This window comes from Streptomyces sp. NPDC059994 (assembly GCF_042737755.1).
Taxonomy (GTDB): domain Bacteria; phylum Actinomycetota; class Actinomycetes; order Streptomycetales; family Streptomycetaceae; genus Streptomyces.
This window is the reverse complement of record NZ_JBHWUR010000054.1, coordinates 30,418-48,913: the sequence shown is the minus strand read 5'-3', so window position 1 is coordinate 48,913 and position 18,496 is coordinate 30,418. Positions and strand designations below refer to the sequence as shown.

Below are 18,496 nucleotides of genomic sequence, written 5' to 3'. Positions count from 1 at the left end.
CAGGTTCCCCGCGCCCCTAACTACCCAGGGGCGCGGGGAACTGCGCGACCAGCCACGCACAGTCCGCGGCCGAAAGGCATGAGCTCCCCGCGAAGCGGGGTCACGCGGACCACGTCACGCGGAACTCCGCCCCCCCGCCCGGGGCGTTCCGGACCGACAGCTCCGCCCCGTGGGCGCGGGCGATCTGGCGGGCCATCGCCAGGCCCAGGCCCGAGCCGGGGAGGGCTCGGGCGCGGTCGGCGCGGTAGAAGCGGTCGAAGACGTACGGGAGGTCTTCCTCCGCGATGCCGGGGCCGTGGTCCCGTACCGTCAACTCGCGGGCCGAGAGCGTCACTTCGATCTCCGCACCCGGGGGGCTGAACTTCGCCGCGTTGTCCAGGAGGTTGGACAGCAGTCGGGCCAGCCGGGCCGGGACGCCCGGGAGCGTGACGGAGGCGTCCGCCAGGTCGAGGCGGAACGGGGTGGACGGCCAGTGCGCGCGGGCCGTGTCCACCGTGTGCGCCACCAGCGGGGCGAGGCGGACCTCCTCCAGGAGCGGGGTGGGTTCCTCGTCCCTGGCCAGGTCGATCAGATCGTTCACCATCACCGTCACCTCCCGGATCTGGCGGCCGAGGGCCGCTGAGGCCCTGGTGCGCTGAGCCTCCGTCAGGCGGTCGGAGCGGGCCAGGAGTTCGGCGTTGGTACGCAGTGCGGTGAGCGGGGTGCGCAGCTCGTGGGAGGCGTCCGCGACCAGCCTGCGCTGGGCGGTCACCGACTGCTCCAGCTCGCCCAGCATGGTGTTGAAGGACGCCGCGAGCCGGGTCACCTCGTCCTCCTTGCCCAACGGGCCCGGCGGCAGCTCGATGCGGTGGCTGGGGTCGCGGGTGGCCGCGATGTGCTCGGCGGTCGCCGTGAGCCGGGCGACCGGGGCGAGGCCGGTGCGCGAGACCCAGTAGCCGAGCGCGGCGGCGAGCAGCACCCCGGCCGCGCCGACCCCGGTGAGCAGCCGGGCCGCCTGCTGTACACCCTCCTCCACCGTGTCGGCGCGCAGGGCGACCTGGAGCGCCTCGCCGTGCGGCAGCGTCGTGGTGAGCATGCGGGCCGGGTGGCCGGAGATCCTGAGGTTGGTGAAGTACGGGCGGCGCTGCCCGGCCGCGACCTGGCGGGCCTGGGGCGGGACCGGCAGCAGATACGGCTTGGCGGGGTCCTTCGCCGGGTCCTTCGGGACGATCTGGGAGCAGGCCGGGGCGGAGAGGAAGCGGCACTCGCCGTTGATCACGCCGGGGCCGGTTCCCCGGTTCTGCTGGGCGGCCAGGGTCGCGGACTGGGTGAGGTTCAGGTCGAGCTGGTGGAACAGCTCGTAGCGGATCACGAAGAACGCGGCCGTGCAGACGCCGAGCGCGACCAGCGCCACCGCCGCCGAGGCGGCCACGGCGAGCCGCGTGCGCAGTGGACGCCGACGCCGCCACCGCGCGCCGAGCCGGCGGCGCGCGCTCACGCGGTGTCCAGCCGGTAGCCGACGCCGTGGACGGTGTGGACGAGCCGGGGCTCGCCGCCCGCCTCCAGCTTTCGGCGCAGATAACCCACGTACACCGCGAGGGAGTTGGAGTCCGGGCCGAAGTCGCGGCCCCAGACGAGTTCCAGGATCATCTCGCGCGGCAGGACCTGGCCGGGATGGCGCATGAGCAGTTCGAGCAGGGCGGACTCGGTGCGGCTGAACTCCAGCGGGCGTCCGGCGCGGTGGCCGGTCCTGGTGGCGGGGTCCAGGACCAGGTCCGCGAAGACCAGCCGCTCCGGGTCCGGCTCCTCGGGCGCGGCCCTGCGCAGCAACGCCCGTACGCGCGCGATGAGTTCGTCCAGTGCGAACGGCTTGACGAGATAGTCGTCCGCGCCCGCCTCCAGGCCGTCGACGCGTTCGCTCACCGAGTCGAGCGCGGTCAGTACGAGGACGGGGGTGCGGTCGCCGAGCGCCCGCAGCTGGCGGCAGACCGCCAGCCCGTCCAGGACCGGCATCATCACATCGAGGACCACCGCGTCCGGCTGCCAGGCGGCGATCCCGGCGAGCGCCGCCAGCCCGTCGGCGGCGCCGCGCACCTCGTACCCCTCGACGGCGAGGCCGTCCTCCACGGCGGCCCGCACCTCCGGCTCGTCGTCGACGACGAGGATGCGGGCCGGGGGCCGGGTGTGTGCGCTGCTGCTCATGGGCAAAGACTGCCAAACGCCGCTCTTAGAAGCCTCTTAAGCCACCCCGCGAACCTTCGGGGCATGCGCACACCACTCTCTGTCGTGATCGGTGCGGGCGGCACCGGCGGCCACATCTACCCCGGGCTCGCGCTCGCCGAGGCGCTGCGCCGGGCCGTCCCGGACGCGGTGATCTCGTTCGTCGGTACGGAGCGGGGCCTGGAGGGCGAGCTCATCCCCGCCGCCGGATACCGGCTGCACACCGTCGACATGATCCCCTTCGACCCGGCCCTCGGCGCCCGCCGCTATCTGCTGCCCGCCGCACTGCTGAAGTCCGGCGCGCAGTGCCGGGCGATCCTGCGGGCGCAGGGCGCGCAGGTCGCCGTGGGGATGGGCGGCTATCCCAGCGCGCCCGTCATCGTCGGCGCCAGACTCGCCGGACTGCCCAGCCTGATCCACGAGTCCAACGCCGTGCCGGGTCGGGCCAACCAGTTCGCGGCCCGGCTCACCCGGAACATCGCGGTCGCCTTCGACCGCAGCCGGGCACATCTGGCGGGCGGCGCCGACGCCGTCACCACCGGGATGCCGATCTCCTCGGCGCTGGCCCGGCTCGACCGGCCGTCGCTGCGGGCCGAGGCCCGGCGGGCGCTGGACGTGCCGCCCGGGGCGCGGCTCGTGCTCGTCAACGGCGGCAGCCTGGGCGCGGCCCGGCTCACCGAGGCGGCGGTCGGGCTGGCCCGGCGCTGGCAGGGGCGCGACGACGTCCACCTGCTGATCAAGACCGGTCCCGCGGCGCTCGATGAGACCCGGCGGCGGCTGACCGGGCTGTGGGGCGCGCGGGCCGTGCCGTACCTCGACCGGATGGATCTCGCGTACGCGGCCGCCGATCTGGTGGTGTGCCGGGCCGGTTCGGCGACGGTCGCGGAGCTGGCCAGCACGGGCGTACCGGCGGTCCTCGTCCCGTATCCGCACGCGCCCGGCGACCACCAGACGCACAACGCGCGGGTGCTCTCGGACGCCGGGGCCGGGCTGCTGCTCCCGGACGCCGAGACCACCGCCGACCGGCTGGCCGAGCTCGTCGAGCCGCTCCTCGCCGACCCGGCGCGGCTCGCCCTGATGGCGGGGGCGGCGGATCCCGGGTGCCATGCGCGGGCGGCGGAGCTGCTGGCGGCGAGGGTCCTCGAACTGGCCGCGCCCACGACGATCTCTTCCATGAAGGAGCACGCGGTATGAGCTGGAACAACCGGACCGTCCTGGTCACCGGAGCCGAGGGCTTCATCGGCTCGACCCTGGTGGACCTGCTGGTCGAACAGGGCGCGCGGGTGCGGGCGTTGGTGCACTACAAGCCGTACGCGGAGAAGGGCCACCTCGCGCATCTGCTCGACCACCCGGCGGTCGAGATGATCGCGGGCGACGTGCGCGACGCCGGGCGGGTCTCGGACGCGGTCGCCGGGTGCGACACCGTCTTCCACCTCGCCGCGCTGATCGGCATCCCGTACAGCTACGACTCGCCGGGCGCGTACGTCCAGACGAACGTCGTCGGCACGGAGAACATCGCGGAGGCCTGCCGCCGGCACTCGGTGCGGCGGCTGGTGCACACCTCGACGAGTGAGGTGTACGGGACGGCGCGGACGGTGCCGATCGCGGAGAACCATCCGCTCCAGCCGCAGTCGCCGTACTCCGCGTCGAAGATAGGCGCGGACATGATGGCGCTGTCGCACTGGCACGCGTTCGAGCTGCCGGTGACGGTGGTGCGGCCGTTCAACACGTACGGGCCCCGGCAGTCCGCGCGGGCGGTGATCCCGACGATCCTGTCCCAACTCCACGCGGGGGTGAAGGAGATCCGGCTCGGCTCGCTCACTCCGACGCGTGACTTCACGTACGTGACGGACACCGCGCGGGGGTTCCTGGCGGTGGCGTCGTGCGACCGGGCGGTGGGAGAGGTGGTGAACCTCGGGTCGGGCCGCGAGATCGCTGTCGGGGACCTGGCTCGGGCGCTGATCTCAGCGTCCGGCCGGGACGCGCGGATCGTCGTCGACCCGGCGCGTCTGCGGCCCTCGGGCAGCGAGGTCGAACGCCTGCTGTCCGACAACTCGCGGGCGCGGGAGTGGGCGGGGTGGGAGCCGGAGGTGTCCCTGGGGGAGGGGCTGAAGCGGACGTCGGAGTGGGTGGAGTCTTGGGTGGGGGTGGAGGGCGCGGCCCGGTACGCGGTGTGATGTGGCCCCTCCCCGCCCGTTCCCTTAACCCTCCGGGGGTGGGTGGGGGTTGAGACGGGTTTCCCGGGGGCTACGCCCCCGGCCCCCCGTTGCGGGGCCTGCGGGGCCTGCGCCCCTGGCGGGGCCTGCGCTCCTGGCGGGGCCTGCGCTCCTGGCGGGGCCTGCGCTCCTGGCGCCCCCTGCGCCCCTGGCGGGGCCTGCGCCCCTGCGCCCCGCTACGGGGGCTTCGCCACCGGTACCCCCGCTGGGGCTGCGCCCCCGCCCCCGCCTTCGGGGCTTCGCCCCGGGCCCCGTTCGTCTGCGGGGCAGTGTGTGGCTGGTCGCGCCCACGCTGCGGAGCCGCCCATGTCACAGCCCCGCGCCCCTGAAGGGCGGGTCCTGCGGCCCCTGCCCCGCTCCTCAAACGCCGGAGGGGCTGAATCTTGGCCCGGCCCCCTTCTGCCTGCTTTTAGGGGCGCGGGGAACTGCGCGAGCAGCCACAGTCGGCCCGCGGCCAAACTCCGGGCCATGAAGGGGCGCGGGGAACTGCGCGAGCAGCCGCAGCCGGCCCGCGGCCAACCCCCGGGCCAAGACGGGGAACTGCGCGAGCAGCCCCCACCGAACCCGCAGGTGAACAGGGGTTCGGGGGCGTAGCCCCCGAGGGGGGAATCAGGCGGTCGCCTGCAAGCCCGTGCAGATCAGGAGCGTGAACGCCCGCGCCCACTCCCGATCCACCGGCTCCGCGCTCACCAGCGCCCGATGCACCACCGCCCCCGCCACCACATCGAAGATGAGGTCGGCGTGGCGCGCGGAGGCCGCCGCGTCGGCCTCGTACGGGAGTTCCCCCCGCACCTGCGCCCGCTCGCGGCCGATCAGTACGAGCCGTTTCTGGCGGTCCACGATCGCCGAGCGGATCCGGCCGCGCAGGGCGTCGTCGCGGGTGGATTCGGCGACCACGGCCATCAGGGCCGTCTTGGTCTCAGGGCGCTCCAGGATGGACGCGAACTGGAGCACCACGCCCTCCACGTCCGCCGCGAGGCTGCCGAGGTCGGGGAGTTCGAGCTCGTCGAAGAGGACCGCCACCGCGTCCACGACCAGCTCGTTCTTGCCCGCCCAGCGCCGGTACAGCGTCGTCTTGGCGACGCCCGCGCGGGTCGCCACGTCCCCCATCGTCAGCTTCGACCAGCCCAGCTCGACCAGCGCCTGCCGGGTCGCCAGCAGGATCGCCGCGTCCGCCCCGGGGCTGCGGGGGCGGCCTGGGCGCGCGGTTCTGCCGGGGCTGGAATCGGAACACATGACGTACGACCATACCGGCCAGTAAGGAAAGCGCTGTGGGAGAGATCACGGCGAGTTCGAGGCCGTCCCGTACCCACTCCAGTTACGCTACGACTCGTAGCGAAAGACTCCAGCGGTCTTGAGCGACGACCACGAAGCAGTGACAGAACAACAGCAGACGCAGCAGCGGACGCAGCTGCGCACGCAGGGCCGCAGGCGCCGGGTGGGGACCCAGGTGCGCCGGGATCCTGCCACCGGATTGACCACGCACGCGCGCGGAAGGGGGAGGATGTACGCATGCAGCCTAGGAACATGTCCATGAGCGGCGTCGTCGACCTCGCCGCGGTGAAGGCGGCCGGTGAGGCCAAGGCCAAGGCGGAGCAGGCCCGAGTCGAGGCCGCCCGCCAGGGCGGGGGCGCGGCCGTACCGCCGTCGGCCCTCGTGATCGATGTCGACGAGGCCGGATTCGAGCGCGACATCCTCCAGCGTTCGGCCGAGGTGCCGGTCGTCATCGACTTCTGGGCCGAGTGGTGCGAGCCGTGCAAGCAGCTCGGCCCGCTGCTGGAGCGCCTCGCCGTCGAGTACAGCGGCCGCTTCCTTCTGGCCAAGATCGATGTCGACGCCAACCAGATGCTGATGCAGCAGTTCGGGATCCAGGGGATCCCGGCGGTCTTCGCGGTGGTCGCCGGGCAGGCACTGCCCCTCTTCCAGGGCGCGGCCCCCGAGGCGCAGATCCGCGAGACCCTCGACCAGCTGATCCAGGTCGCCGAGGAGCGCTTCGGCCTCACCGGCATCGCCGTCGACGCGGATGCGAACGCGAACGCGAACGCGGACTCCGCGCAGGCCTCCGCCGCGGTCGCGGCCGGTCCTTACGACGCCCTGCTCGAAGCGGCCGTGACGGCCCTGGACGCCGGCGATCTGGCCGGCGCGGTCCAGGCGTACAAGAACGTGCTCGCCGACGACCCCGGCCACCCCGAGGCCAAGCTCGGCCTCGCCCAGGCCGAACTGCTGCGCCGAGTCCAGGACATGGACCCGCAGCAGGTCCGCAAGGACGCGGCGGAGAAGCCGGCGGACGTCACCGCCCAGATCGCCGCGGCGGATCTGGACCTGGTGGGCGGACACGTCGAGGACGCGTTCGGCCGGCTCGTCGAGGCCGCCCGGGTCACCTCGGGCGAGGACCGCAACGCGGCGCGGATGCGACTGCTCGAACTCTTCGAAGTGGTCGGTTCCGACGACCCGCGGGTGACCAAGGCGCGGAGCGCGCTGGCACGAGTTCTTTACTGAACCAGGGGCCCCGCCTCCGGGCCGCTCCAGGGGCGCTGAGCTGTCATCGCGTGCATGTGCACCGCTCATCGCGTGCATGTGCACCGCTCATCGCGTGCGTGTGCACCGCTGACGATTTGGCGACACGGAGACAAGCGGCGGCCGCACTTTACCAAAACTTGGTAAATGCGGTCGCTGTTACTGGCAGTAAATTGAACTGCTTCTTACGTCCGTATTGAGACGTCTATTTCCCCTTCTGTCTGGTGACTTGGGGGTACGAAGGGTGGCGGCCCGATGCCGGGCTGTCGCGCCACGGTTATCCCTCCGTTACTGGCAAGTAACGAACCCCCTTGCGCCCCTCCTCCGAATGGACCACGATCGGCCACGCTCGGTCCAATAACGCACCAGCCCGCAGCCACTCGGGGCTGGGCGTTTCCTGGGTCCCCACCGGGCCGGCCGACGGCCCTGCCGTCGACCGTGGACAGGGGGGTCTCCGCTCATCGGCGGGGCCTGTCCAGCAGGTTGTGCGTGATACGCGTCAGGCGCGACCAGTGGTTGTCGCTCGGGGGTGATCGCCGGTATTCGGACGCGGTACGCGCCTCCGAGTCGGGCGCTCCTTCCCGAGGACGTAGCACTTCTCCCATCCCTGGACAGCCTGCGAGGGTCCGTCCCGGAGATGTACGTCCGAGAAGGAGGAAAGTCATGGAGTCCCAAGTTCGTGGCGGGACCAGATGGAAGCGGTTCGCGCTGGTCATGGTGCCCAGCGTGGCTGCCACGGCGGCGATAGGCATCGGGCTCGCCCAGGGTGCGCTGGCGGCGTCGTTCAGTGTTTCCGGTGTTGACTTCAAGGTCACGGCGGATCAGCTGGTCGGCCACAACATGCTTCAGTACGGGTCGATCGACAGCGGCGCGGGCAAGAACCACCCAGTGGTTGTGTCCGGCTTCAACCACGCCGAGATCACCAACATGTGTCAGTCCGTCGTGACGCCGCTCCCGTTCGACATCCCGGGCATCGGCAAGGCCGTCACGATGAAGATCGAGGCGGGCACGGAGGCGGGCAAGCCCGTCGTAGCGGACAACATCTACCTTGATGTGACCCAGCTCGAAACCGACGCGACGTTCAAGAACATCGACATCGGTGTGGCGGCGGGCGAGGGTCAGGGCACGGGCGACCAACGCGTCGAGATCCAGCCCGGCAAGAAGGGCACGCCGGGCGAGAGCCCCAGCCAGTACGGCTTCGCGCAGCGCGCCCAGGAGGTCGTTCTGGACAAGGTGCAGCAGCGTGCGTGGGCAACCACGGCGGCCAGCTTCAAGCTCAACGGCCTCAAGCTGCGGCTGTCCGGTGGCGCCAACGAGTGCGAGTTGAAGAAGCACTAGCAGGCACCTCACCCGGTGGCCGACGGAGTATGGCTCCTTCGGCCGCCGGGAAACTCTTTCTTCTTACAGCAACAGCGGTAGCAGGGAGCTGTTTTCCATGAGCGCCGAGACCACAGGTTCCCGAGGGTTCACCTACTGGCGGCTTCGTTACCGGGCCTGGCGGGGCAGCCGGCCGTTCTGGGCAGGGCTGTTCACCATCGCGGGCGGCGTGCCCATCATGTACTTCCCGTACGCCAACATGCACCTGGGCAACATCACGCTGGCCATGTCGACCACGGCCGGGGCGGGTTCGCTGATCATCGGCGTACTTCTGGTGACGCTGGGCGTGACGATGTGGTTCCACCACATTGTCCGGGTGTTCGCCGGTATCGCGGCCATCCTGTTGGCGCTGATCTCCCTGCCCGTCGCGAACTTCGGCGGCTTCGTCATCGGCTTCCTGTTTGCCCTGTTCGGCGGGGCGCTCGCGGTGGCGTGGGTGCCCGCGAAGCCGAAACGGCGCGATCTGCGCGGCAAGGCCGCCGAGCCCTCGGGCGATGAGCCGGACGCACTCCCGGAAGAGGGAAGCGTCCCCGGCCCGCGCGAGGAGGGGCACGGAACCGCCATCACCGAAACGACAGTCGACGCCAATGGCGGGAGGAACAGTGCGGGGTGACGAGACGCGGCTGGACTCGACCGGAGGCGACGACTCCCGTGAGAGAGGCGGGCCGCGCCACGCGGCCCCGAGGAAGTCGCTGCTGACGAAGCTGCACATGCCCGCGGGCAAGGCGATGGCGCTGGCCGCCATGCCGACAGCCATGTTCGTCGGGATGAGCCTCACGCCCAAGCTCGCGATGGCGGAAGACAAGACGGACATCCCGTTCGCGCCTGGCCCTTGTGTGACGCGCTCCGACCAGCCGAGCGAGTCGCCGAGCCCGTCGTCGAGCAAGTCGACCACGCCGACGCCGAGCCCGACGTCCTCGTCCCCGTCCCCGTCCTCGGACAAGGTCGACGACAAGGACAAGGAGCCGACCCCGACGACCACGCCGTCGGCGGACAAGGCGAAGCAGCAGTCCGGCTCTTCCGGGAAGACCTCCACGCAGGCGCCCACGACGAAGCCGTCCACGACGCCTCCGGCACCGGCCCCCACCAAGTCCACGAACCCGCTGGACCCGTTGGGCCTGGGTGACGTGCTGGGCGACATCCTGGGCGTACACCCGAGCAAGTCGTCGGCACCGGTGACCCCGAAGCCGTCGTCGACCGCGACGTCCACGCCGACGACGAAGCCGTCGACCAAGGCCCCGACGCCCAGGACCACGCCGACCAAGCCGGCCACCAAGCCGGCCACCAAGCCGGTGACGAAGACCGTGGACAAGACGGCCGACGCGATACGTGACGCGGCCAAGCAGGCGGGCCAGAAGGTCGAGGACCTGGCGGACAACGCGAAGGGCCTGGACGCCAAGAAGGACACCAACGTCCCCGACGGCGCCAAGCAGCCCTTCCCGTGCCCGACGGCGGACCCGAAGGCCCTGGCCAACGCCAAGCTGGCCGCGGACGTCCCGCTGCTGCCGGACCAGCCGTGGATCCTCAAGACCTCCAAGCTGACCCTGAGCGGCCTGAACTACGAGGGCATCGTCGAGGTCAAGACGGGCAGCGGGAAGGTCAAGAAGGTCCTGAAGTTCACGGCGAAGTCGGTGGACATCGACAACCTGCACCAGCTGGTCTACGGCCCGGAGGTGAACGGCAAGCCCACCACCGCCCACGTCAAGGCGCGCGCGGGTTCCGAGTCGACGATCCGCAACGGCACGGTGACGATGTACACGGAGGAGCTGAAGGGCAACCTCTTCGGCCTCATCCCGATCACGTTCAGCCCGCAGACCCCGCCGCCACTGAACATCCCGTGGGTCTTCTTCACGAACGCGACGGTCCACCAGGCGGGCCAGTTCGGCGGCACGCTCACTGTGCCTGGCCTGCAGAACTACATTACGGACGGCAATCCCGAGTAACACGCAGCCGCGAAAGACCCATCCGGGAGCCGCAGTCGACTGTGGCCCGCACCGATTCCAGTGCGGGCCACAGTCGTCTCATTTTCATCACTCCTTCACAGGTGGCTCAAATAGGCTTCACAGAAATTCGTGACCCTCACTAGAGTCGCAAGTGCTGCGGTCGTGGACCCGGCGCGGGGGCATTCATGGGGGAGTCGGCGAGTCAATCTGGCGTGCCCACGTGCATGTCTGCGCTCGTACGCCCCTGTGAGGAGATCATTCTTCATGCTGAGTTCAGTCGGTCGCCCGGTGCGCAGGGCGGTGATGTATGCGACGGCTTTCGCGATAGCCGTTGTCGCGGTGTTGGTGGGGAGATCGACCCTGCCGGGCATGGTGGACGGGACGAGCGACACGGCAGCGCAGAAGCCCAACACGGCTGGTGCGCCTACCCAAACGCCGCAGATGTTCCCGCTGTTCGCGCGGAAGACCAATGGTCATCTCGTCGACTATGAGCCGACGGGCAACGGCGGCGTCGATGCCGGGGTGGACGTGGGCGGCGGATTCGGTGACACGACGGCCATCGTGCAAGCGAACATCTCGACCGACGGTACGGGAAATGATCTCTATTACCGCATGAACGGGAACCTCTACTACACAGCTGAGCGGGACAACGACACCAGGCTCATCGGTGGGGGCTGGGACATGTTCAATCTCCTGGTTTCGGTGGGGAACATGGGCGGGACCGCCCAGCCCGATCTGATCGGGCGAGATGGCGCAGGGGTTCTCTGGCTCTACCAGGGCCGGGACGACGGCCAGTTGGAGACAAGGATCAGGATCGGGAGTGGCGGCTGGAACGGCATGGACCGGCTGGCCGGCAGGGGTGACTACACCGGTGACGGCAAATCCGACCTCATAGCGCGGGGTACGGACGGCACGCTCTATATCTACCCGGGTACGGGCAACGCGGTAGCGGACGCAGCTCTGGGGGGCCGCTTCACCATCGGCAAGGGCTGGGACGCGTACGTCCTGCTGGTCTCCACCGGCGACAACGACGGTGACGGCAAAGCCGACTTGATCGGCAGCGACAAGGCCGGAGCGCTGTGGTTGTTCAAGGGCACCGGCAATCCGAGCGCCCCCTTCGCTCCCCGGGTGCAGATCGGCACCGGTGGCTGGGGCGGCTTCGACACCCTCTTCTGAGCGCCGCGTTCCCTTTCCCAACCAGCAGAAGGCTGATTCTCCATGCGTACCAACGCGCCTTGGGCCAGACGCTGGCGCCTCGCCAGATGGTCGAAGCTGGCGGCCGCCACCGCCCTGGTCACCTCGGTGGCCATTACTGTCTCCGGCAGCGGGGTGCAACCCCTCCCCGCCACCAGCTCGGCCGCGGCAAGTTCGGACGGGCCCGACCCAGCCGAACTCGCCATGGCGGCGTCGGTCCGTGAGGACCAATGCAGGCTCGGCTTCGCCCTGCGCAAGGGCGGCGCCGAGATGAGGGCGGTGGCTCGGGCAGGACTGCACGGCACCGACGCTGAGCTGCGCGCCGCGGCAGCCCCCAACTTCTGGGATCACACGCCGCTCAGTCAGGCCTATCAAAAGGACCGGGACTGGGCGCGTGCGAAAATGAATGAACTGTCCAGCTCCTCCGATGAAGACCACGGCCGTGTCACTGCCTGGTGGAAGGAGATACCGGCCCTTTGGCCCACCGGCGCTGACATTCCGAGCTACAACCTGGGAGGCGTCTTCGGCGCGACGGGCTATGCGAATTGGATCGCAGGCCAGTTCTGGACCCAAGAGAGTGACTTCTACGAAAATCTCACTCCGCTGGCGAGCAGGGAGGCAGCGGCCGCGGTTACGGAGATCGGGAAGGCCCGCTACTCCTCGGGTTCCGGCAGCACCCTCGAAGAGCGTCAGTCTTTCGAGGGCATGACGTTCATGCACGGCATGTATGCGGACGACGCCCGCCTCTTCCTCCAGACCGGCGGATTTCCCACCACAGCGCCGGACCCGGGCACACTGGAGTTCCGGATTGACGTCGAGAACCTCAAGGCGCGCTTCGCTTCCTGCGCCAGCCAGAACCCTCCGGACCCGAACAAGGTGCTCGGCCCCGAGCTGACCATAGCGTCCACGGAGTGGCAGTCGGAGATAGCCGGCCAGAAGGACCAGAGCGACACCATCCTCGGTGCCGAGGCCAAGGCCAACGAGGACCTGCAGATCGCCGCGCAGGCGATGGGTGAAGCCATCGCCCAGTCGACGATCGAGAGCGTTCTGCAGTCCTGGCAGGCGTCTTGGGCCAAGAGCGACCCGAAGACGGATCCACGCCGTCCCACGCCGGACCAGTTCGCCGACGTCGAAAGGCGCATCGTCAATGCCCAGGCCCGCGCCACCGGCCGGGTGTTCGTCGCCTCCCGCGCGGCTTTGGACGCGAAGGCACAAGCAGCCAAGGTGGACACGGCCCAGCAGGCTGCCTACGCCATCGCCGACGCCGCGGGTCTGCCGCGCGGCCGGGGCCTGATGTACGCGCAGCAGGCCGCCCAGATCACCAAGGCGTCGGCCGCTGCCGCACTGGCCGCGTCCAAGGCCACGGAGACCGCGATGAACGCGACCCGTGCGTCGGTTGCGGACGGCAAGACGCTGAACGCCCTGGCCATGACGCAGGCCCACGCGTCCAAGGCCGAGTTCCGCCGGAAGGCCGCCGAGGAGGCCGCGGCCCAGGCCAAGGCCGCCGCGGACGGCGCCGCGCTCCAGGCCACCAAGGCCGCCGAGAACGCGGCCAAGGCCAAGGCGGCCCAGGCCAAGGCGGAGGCTGCCGAGAAGACGGCCAAGAACGCCGCGGCGGACGCCAAGGCCAAGCGAGCCACAGCCGAGTCCGAGCGTGACAACGCCAAGGCGCAGAAGGAGATCGCGGCTGCCGAGCAGGCGAAGGCCGCTGCCGCTGACAAGCAGGCTCAAAGCGACCGGTCAACGGCCGCCACGAAGTTGAGTGAGGCGCAGGCGGCGGGCAAGACGGCCTCCGAGAAGAAAGACGCGGCGGTCGCGGCCGAGAGCAAGGCGGCCAAGGCTCGTGACAACGCCACCGACGCCGAAGTCAATCGGGATGCCCTGACGGCCAAGGCCAGTGCTCTCGAAGCGAAGGCCGACGCTGACGAGAGTACCGACGCGGCACAGGCATCGCGCGCCGCGGCAACCCAGGCGCGGACCGCCGCCAACGAGGCGACAACCGCCGCTGCCAACGCCCGCACTGCGGCGAACGCGGCCACCACGGCCGCAGCAGATGCCCGCGAAGCGGCGACGAAGGCGGAAGCGTCGGCAGCACGTGCCAAGGCGGCGTCCGACGGTGCACAGCGGGATGTCGCGATCACTCACGCGGCCGTGACGAAGGCACACGCGGCAGCCGCCGATGCGATCTCCGCGTCCGAGGCCGCCGCGCAGAATGCCCGTACTGCCAAGGCGCTGGCTGACACAGCCCGAGCCAAGGCGGTCGAGGCCAAAGCTGATGCCACCATCGCCCGCAACGAGGCGAACGCGGCGTTGGGCACCTCGATTCAGGCGGCGGGCTTCGCCTACGCCACTTCGCAGGCGTCGTTGGCTGCCCGCGACTCCGCAGCTCAGGTTGTGCAACCTGCCAATGACGCGATCGAGTTGGGCTCTCCGTACAAGGAGACCGACACCTCGGCGGGCCTCGCCGTGCTGACCGGCCAGGCAGCCAAGAATGCAGCCGAACAGCAGCAGGCGGTTGCCAAGGCCAAGGCTGATCAGGCCGCGAAGGCGGCGGCCGACGCAGCCAAGCTCGCTGCGCAGGCCGACGCTGACGCGAAGGCTGCCGCCACCGCTGCCGCCGAGGCCGCCGCCTCCGCTGCGCGGGCCGCTGTTTCCGTCGCGAAAGCTCAGGCATCGGCCAAGGAAGCAGCGGACGCGGCCAAGGCGGCGAAGAAGGCAGAGGCCAACACCATCGAATATGACCGCCAGGCCACTGAGGACGCGGCAGCAGCACTTGCCGCCTCCACCGAGGCCGGCGGTTACGCACAGGATGCCCGCGGTTCGGCAGACGCGGCCGAATCGAACGCAGCCTCCGCCCGCAACGCCGCTGATGCGGCCGAATCGGATGCCTCAGCCGCACGCGGTGTTGCTGACCAGGCCGAGAAGGACGCCACTACCGCCGAAACGGCAGCGGCGCACGCGCAGGAGCTCGCCGACGAGGCCCAGCAGGCGGCCCAGCGCACGGAATCCACCCAGGACGCAGCGAAACGGGAGAGCGACAGGTCCACCGACGGACCTGTCGGGCTGGACGGCGTGGTGATGCGCCCCAGCCCGAACACTCTCGTCGACATCGACCCCAAGAGTGATTGCGTCGGCACGCACAGCGGTGGCGAGATCGGTTGCGAGATCGACCTCGAATACCACGTCTACGGTCAAATGGACTTCTTCCTGGAGTCGTGCCCCCTGCCCGGCGTCTCGCGCGCGAACTGCGGCGCGAGCATCCAGCGCGACTACCTGGCAAGCTCGCCGTTGGATGTCCGATTCCGTGAGAACCGTGTTCACATCAACGGCCTGAAGATGACTGAGGCCATCTGGAAGTCGCTGGTCGTCGCGGCCTTCAGGGACGTGATCGACTGCCGACAAGGAAAGCTCAGCGGTTGCCTCTGGCTCGTCGGCAGCATCGTCGTTCCCGCGGCTCTCGGCGCTGGACTGCGCTACGCCGTCGGGGTGCGGGCGGCTGTAAGGAACGGTGCCCGGATCAGCGAAGCCCTCTGGGGCCTCCGGTTCTCCGGGCTCAGTGCCGAGGCCATTGCCGGTCTGGAACGGGTGGGAGCCGAGGCGCTGGTCGGGCGCTGTTTCCCGGCTGGGACCAAGGTCGCGACCTCGGAAGGCCCGAAACCCATCGAGCAGGTCAAGGTCGGTGACCGGGTCTGGTCCATCGATCTGGCCACGGGGAAGAAGTCCCTGCAACCGGTTCTCAAGCTGTTCAACCGCACGGTGGACCAGCTCGTAGAAATCCGCACAGCCGGTGGAAGGGTTGAGGCCACCGACTCCCACCGGTTCTGGGTGCAGGGCCGGGGCTGGGTCGAGTCCCGCAACCTGCGGACAGGCGATCGGTTTCAGACGAAGGACGGCTCCACGGAGCGGGTCCTCGGTACGACTCTCGTCACGGGGAAGACGCAGGTCTTCAACTTCGAGGTCGACAACGGCCACACGTACTATGTGTACTCGGGCTCTACGCCCGTCCTCGTCCATAACGAGTGCATCGATGCAATCCTCAAGGACCTTGTCAACGATGGGGACCACATCCTGCTGGGGATCAATCCCATGGCCGACGATCTGGCAGAGAGCCTCGGTGCCCGGACGTTTAACGGAAAGTCGTTCGGTAGGGAACTGCCCGAGGGGCTGGGCATGGGTAAGCGGCCGATCTGGACCGTCGGCGTGGAAAGGGCTGTGAGCAATCCAAGGGTCCCTATCACGGTGTCGTTGGACGGCGTCGAGGGCGCCAAGACCGTTGACGAGGCGCTGGAGCTGCTCTTGAAGCGAGGAGAGACCATCAAGCCGGGTGACTGGGAGACGGTACGGAGCCGCGGTTACGGCACTGCTTGGGAGATGACCAAACTCCGGACAGCAGTCAGGTTGGGAGAGGGCGAAGGTGGACGCAACTGGTCGTCAATCCAGTGGTACATGACCAACGCCGAGGGCAAGGCCGTGAGGGTCCGCCCGGAACGCTTCAAGCTGGCCAACGGCACGCCTGTACCCGACAACTGAGGAGATCATCGCAGTCATGACGGATTTCATCCGGGAGGGGCGGCTGTTCAGAGTCGTCGGCTTCGACCCGTCGCACCGCCAGCTGATGCTGCAGAGCGACGCGCTGGCCGTGGACCGGACCACGACGCGAATCGAGGTCTATATCGGGCATGTGGAGCTGATGTTCCTCAAGCCCTACTACCGGAACGGTCTCCATATCCGGCGAGCCACCGCGGCCGAGTTCGCCGTGCTGAGTGAGCGGCATGGCATCCCTGCGGATGACAGCGCGTACACGTGGATGCTGGAGCCCGATGATGGTGGCAGCTTCGTCGTCGGCGGTAACCCTGGCTGGCGTGAAGCCGAGTACGAGCTGATGGGCGGCCGGGAGTACCTGTACGACTGGTCCAAGCCCTGGCCGCCGGAGTTCCCGGCGGAGTCGGGCACGGTGGACTGATCGGAGAAGGAGCGGACGGAAGTGTGGGGCTGCACGTGGGTAGATCGTGTGCAGCCCCACCTCCTCTTGCGGCTCAACCCGCCGAACGCATCTGGCGCCTTTCATCTACGCGATGGTCCCGGTGAGCCGGTCAAATCCGACAGCACCCTATTCGCCTCTGAGCCTGGCGGGCACCGCATTCCCCAATCCTGCCCGGATCGCTTCCGCAATAGCCTCCGCCAATGGAGCCGGGATCATGCCCAGCTCCACCCTCGGAGTTCCCCTGCCGCTGACGATCGGCCGGAGCCCTTCCCGCATCCCCTCCGTGGCCCCAAGTTCGTCTAGCGCCTTCCTGAGTGCTTCGGTGGCGTCAGAGGCGCGGGTCCACCCGTCTCGCCATTGCTGCATTTCCATCAGGATGAACACCTCCACTCGCCGCGAGCGCCGTCGCGGATGAGTGGGTGGGGTGTCCCGGCCCGGGGGGCGCGGATATGGTCGCTCATGTCGTCTGCTCCTACGAGATCGGTCGACGTGCCCCGGCGACCGGTGCCACGGTCGTCGGGGCGATTTCGTTGGGTCCGGGCTGCGGTGGTCTGATGTGTAACTCGAACCAGACCTCCTTTCCGGTCGAGGTCGAGGCTGCGCCCCATGCGTGGGCCGTGTGCTCGATCAGGAAGAGGCCCCGGCCGCTCTCGGCCAGGAAATCCGGTTCCCTCATGACCGGCAGAGCGCGTGTCGTGTCGCTCACCGTGGCGCGGATTCGGTCGCCGTGGTGGTGGACGGTGAGCAGGCACTCCGAGGAGCCGGTGTGTTTGCCGACGTTGGCCAGCAGTTCGGTCAGGCAGAGGGTTGCCGGGTCGGCCAGGTGGCCGAGTCCCCAGGAGTCGAGGTGCGCGCGAATGGCTTGGCGGACGGCCGCGAGGACTTCCGGTCGGGCGTGGAGGTGCTGCTCGTAACACGTTGGACTGTGGTCTGCCATGGGGTGCATGGAGCCTCCAGGGCGGTGCAGTTGGCCAGGGAGCAGCACTCATCGAGTGCGCTCCATCGCAAGGCGTCGGTCAACTTACTCACCGTGCAAGACTGTCGCTGTAGAAATGAAAATTTTCACTCTTCCGTGCCAGGGATGTGTCGCATTGCTCCTGCGCCGATGGCATGGTGATCGCAGGACGGTGCAGACTTGCCGCATCGACACGGGGACGTGGAGGGAAGTCGTGGATGAGTGCACCTACGGTTCGGCGGCGCCGACTCGGCTCCAAACTGCGCGCGTTCCGTGACGAGGCCGGGCTCACGCTGGAGGAGGTCGCCGCCAAGGGCGCCAAGCAGAAGCTCAACACGCCCAAGATCTCGCGCATCGAGTCGGCCCGAACAGCGGCCAAGGCAGCGGATGTTGAGGCACTGCTCGACATCTACGGTGTCAGTGACTCCGACCTGCGGGCGGCCCTGCTCACCCTCACCCGTGAGGGCAGCAAGCGGGGGTGGTGGCACTCGTACAAGGGCGCTCTGTCGCCGCTCTACGAGGACTTGATCAGTCTGGAGGCGGAGGCGTCCCGGATCAGTACGTTTCAGTACGGGCTGATCCCGGGCCTGCTCCAGACCGCCGCGTACGCGAAGGAAGCGATCAGCAGCACCGCGATGACGGCCGCGATCGAGAACAGGGTGGACGCACTGGTTGAGGTGCGGCTGGCTCGGCAGGTGGTGCTGACGCGCGATGAGCCGCTCGAACTGTGGGCCGTCATCCATGAGTCGGCACTCAACGCGACTTGCCTGAATCCTTCGACGATGCGTGACCAGTTGCAGCGGCTGATCGACCGTGCGTTGCTCCCGAACGTGAGCATCCAGGTGCTGCCGGACGGCACTGCTCTGCATCCCGGGGTGACGGGCCCCTTCACGATCCTCGGTTTCGCCGAGCACCGGGACCTCGACGTCGTGCACCTGGAGAGCTTGGCTGACGCCCTCTACGTGGAAGACCGGGAGCGTGTGCAAATCTATGGCCAGGGCTTCGAACGGATGCAAGCTGCGGCGCTCTCGTTCGAGGACTCCCTCGCCCTGATCACCGAGCTGAAGGACGCGAACCATGAGTAAGGTCATCCCGAACGCTGCAGCGCTGT

Annotated in this window: 14 protein-coding genes; 10 read left to right on the top strand and 4 right to left on the bottom strand. The window is 69.2% G+C overall.

Annotated elements, in window-relative coordinates:
• Window positions 1-100 precede the first annotated feature (100 nt).
• Together ACFWA7_RS24560 and ACFWA7_RS24555 are read right to left on the bottom strand one after the other, a co-directional pair.
• Window positions 101-1,477 (bottom strand): sensor histidine kinase, encoded by a 1,377-nt coding sequence (locus ACFWA7_RS24560; RefSeq protein WP_385542683.1) that lies wholly within the window; start codon window positions 1,475-1,477, stop codon window positions 101-103.
• Window positions 1,474-2,181 (bottom strand): response regulator transcription factor, encoded by a 708-nt coding sequence (locus ACFWA7_RS24555; protein ID WP_385542686.1) that lies wholly within the window; start codon window positions 2,179-2,181, stop codon window positions 1,474-1,476. Before ACFWA7_RS24555 ends, ACFWA7_RS24560 begins: the two co-directional genes overlap by 4 nt.
• Before the next feature lie 63 nt (window positions 2,182-2,244).
• Here ACFWA7_RS24555 and ACFWA7_RS24550 point away from each other — a divergent pair, with 63 nt between their 5' ends.
• Complete coding sequence (locus ACFWA7_RS24550; protein WP_385542689.1) at window positions 2,245-3,393, top strand: glycosyltransferase; 1,149 nt, start codon at window positions 2,245-2,247, stop codon at window positions 3,391-3,393.
• A complete protein-coding gene (locus tag ACFWA7_RS24545; RefSeq protein ID WP_385542691.1) occupies window positions 3,390-4,376 on the top strand; it encodes an SDR family NAD(P)-dependent oxidoreductase in 987 nt (328 codons plus the stop codon). The genes ACFWA7_RS24550 and ACFWA7_RS24545 overlap by 4 nt, the downstream gene beginning before the upstream one ends.
• A gap of 648 nt (window positions 4,377-5,024) precedes the next feature.
• Here ACFWA7_RS24545 and ACFWA7_RS24540 read toward each other — a convergent pair.
• A complete protein-coding gene (locus ACFWA7_RS24540) occupies window positions 5,025-5,651 on the bottom strand; it encodes a TetR/AcrR family transcriptional regulator (RefSeq protein ID WP_385542694.1) in 627 nt (208 codons plus the stop codon).
• A 276-nt stretch (window positions 5,652-5,927) separates the two neighbouring features.
• Here ACFWA7_RS24540 and ACFWA7_RS24535 point away from each other — a divergent pair, with 276 nt between their 5' ends.
• From ACFWA7_RS24535 to ACFWA7_RS24505, 7 genes are all read left to right on the top strand, one after another.
• Window positions 5,928-6,914, top strand: a complete 987-nt coding sequence (locus tag ACFWA7_RS24535; protein WP_385542696.1) for a tetratricopeptide repeat protein — start codon at window positions 5,928-5,930, stop codon at window positions 6,912-6,914.
• Between the two features lie 681 nt (window positions 6,915-7,595).
• Window positions 7,596-8,270 carry a DUF6230 family protein gene (locus tag ACFWA7_RS24530; protein WP_385542699.1) on the top strand — a complete coding sequence of 225 codons (675 nt, stop codon included), beginning with the start codon at window positions 7,596-7,598 and terminating at the stop codon, window positions 8,268-8,270.
• Window positions 8,271-8,367: 97 nt separating this feature from the next.
• Complete coding sequence (locus ACFWA7_RS24525) at window positions 8,368-8,922, top strand: DUF6114 domain-containing protein (protein ID WP_385542702.1); 555 nt, start codon at window positions 8,368-8,370, stop codon at window positions 8,920-8,922.
• A complete protein-coding gene (locus tag ACFWA7_RS24520) occupies window positions 8,912-10,252 on the top strand; it encodes a hypothetical protein (protein ID WP_385825218.1) in 1,341 nt (446 codons plus the stop codon). Before ACFWA7_RS24525 ends, ACFWA7_RS24520 begins: the two co-directional genes overlap by 11 nt.
• 264 nt (window positions 10,253-10,516) lie before the next feature.
• On the top strand, window positions 10,517-11,428 hold the full coding sequence (locus ACFWA7_RS24515) for an FG-GAP-like repeat-containing protein (protein ID WP_385825213.1): 912 nt from the start codon (window positions 10,517-10,519) through the stop codon (window positions 11,426-11,428).
• A 42-nt stretch (window positions 11,429-11,470) separates the two neighbouring features.
• Window positions 11,471-15,976, top strand: coding sequence for a polymorphic toxin type 27 domain-containing protein (locus ACFWA7_RS24510; protein WP_385825211.1), 4,506 nt, complete (start codon window positions 11,471-11,473; stop codon window positions 15,974-15,976).
• 16 nt (window positions 15,977-15,992) lie between these two features.
• Window positions 15,993-16,409: a hypothetical protein gene (locus ACFWA7_RS24505; protein WP_385825209.1), complete on the top strand. Its 417-nt coding sequence runs from the start codon at window positions 15,993-15,995 to the stop codon at window positions 16,407-16,409.
• Window positions 16,410-16,902: 493 nt separating this feature from the next.
• Here ACFWA7_RS24505 and ACFWA7_RS24500 read toward each other — a convergent pair whose 3' ends face one another.
• Window positions 16,903-17,376: an ATP-binding protein gene (locus tag ACFWA7_RS24500; RefSeq protein ID WP_385825207.1), complete on the bottom strand. Its 474-nt coding sequence runs from the start codon at window positions 17,374-17,376 to the stop codon at window positions 16,903-16,905.
• Between the two features lie 227 nt (window positions 17,377-17,603).
• Here ACFWA7_RS24500 and ACFWA7_RS24495 point away from each other — a divergent pair, with 227 nt between their 5' ends.
• Entirely contained in the window at window positions 17,604-18,470 is an 867-nt protein-coding gene (locus ACFWA7_RS24495) for a helix-turn-helix domain-containing protein (protein ID WP_385825205.1), read from the top strand.
• Window positions 18,471-18,496: the final 26 nt, after the last annotated feature.

Excerpts from the sequence above, each read along its gene's own strand:
- ACFWA7_RS24555 (WP_385542686.1), bottom strand. The coding sequence starts at position 2,181 with ATGAGCAGCAGCGCACACACCCGGCCCCCGGCCCGCATCCTCGTCGTC.
- ACFWA7_RS24550 (WP_385542689.1), top strand. The coding sequence starts at position 2,245 with ATGCGCACACCACTCTCTGTCGTGATCGGTGCGGGCGGCACCGGCGGC.
- ACFWA7_RS24545 (WP_385542691.1), top strand. The coding sequence starts at position 3,390 with ATGAGCTGGAACAACCGGACCGTCCTGGTCACCGGAGCCGAGGGCTTC.
- ACFWA7_RS24540 (WP_385542694.1), bottom strand. The coding sequence starts at position 5,651 with ATGTGTTCCGATTCCAGCCCCGGCAGAACCGCGCGCCCAGGCCGCCCC.
- ACFWA7_RS24535 (WP_385542696.1), top strand. The coding sequence starts at position 5,928 with ATGCAGCCTAGGAACATGTCCATGAGCGGCGTCGTCGACCTCGCCGCG.
- ACFWA7_RS24530 (WP_385542699.1), top strand. The coding sequence starts at position 7,596 with ATGGAGTCCCAAGTTCGTGGCGGGACCAGATGGAAGCGGTTCGCGCTG.
- ACFWA7_RS24525 (WP_385542702.1), top strand. The coding sequence starts at position 8,368 with ATGAGCGCCGAGACCACAGGTTCCCGAGGGTTCACCTACTGGCGGCTT.
- ACFWA7_RS24515 (WP_385825213.1), top strand. The coding sequence starts at position 10,517 with ATGCTGAGTTCAGTCGGTCGCCCGGTGCGCAGGGCGGTGATGTATGCG.
- ACFWA7_RS24510 (WP_385825211.1), top strand. The coding sequence starts at position 11,471 with ATGCGTACCAACGCGCCTTGGGCCAGACGCTGGCGCCTCGCCAGATGG.
- ACFWA7_RS24505 (WP_385825209.1), top strand. The coding sequence starts at position 15,993 with ATGACGGATTTCATCCGGGAGGGGCGGCTGTTCAGAGTCGTCGGCTTC.
- ACFWA7_RS24500 (WP_385825207.1), bottom strand. The coding sequence starts at position 17,376 with ATGCACCCCATGGCAGACCACAGTCCAACGTGTTACGAGCAGCACCTC.
- ACFWA7_RS24495 (WP_385825205.1), top strand. The coding sequence starts at position 17,604 with ATGAGTGCACCTACGGTTCGGCGGCGCCGACTCGGCTCCAAACTGCGC.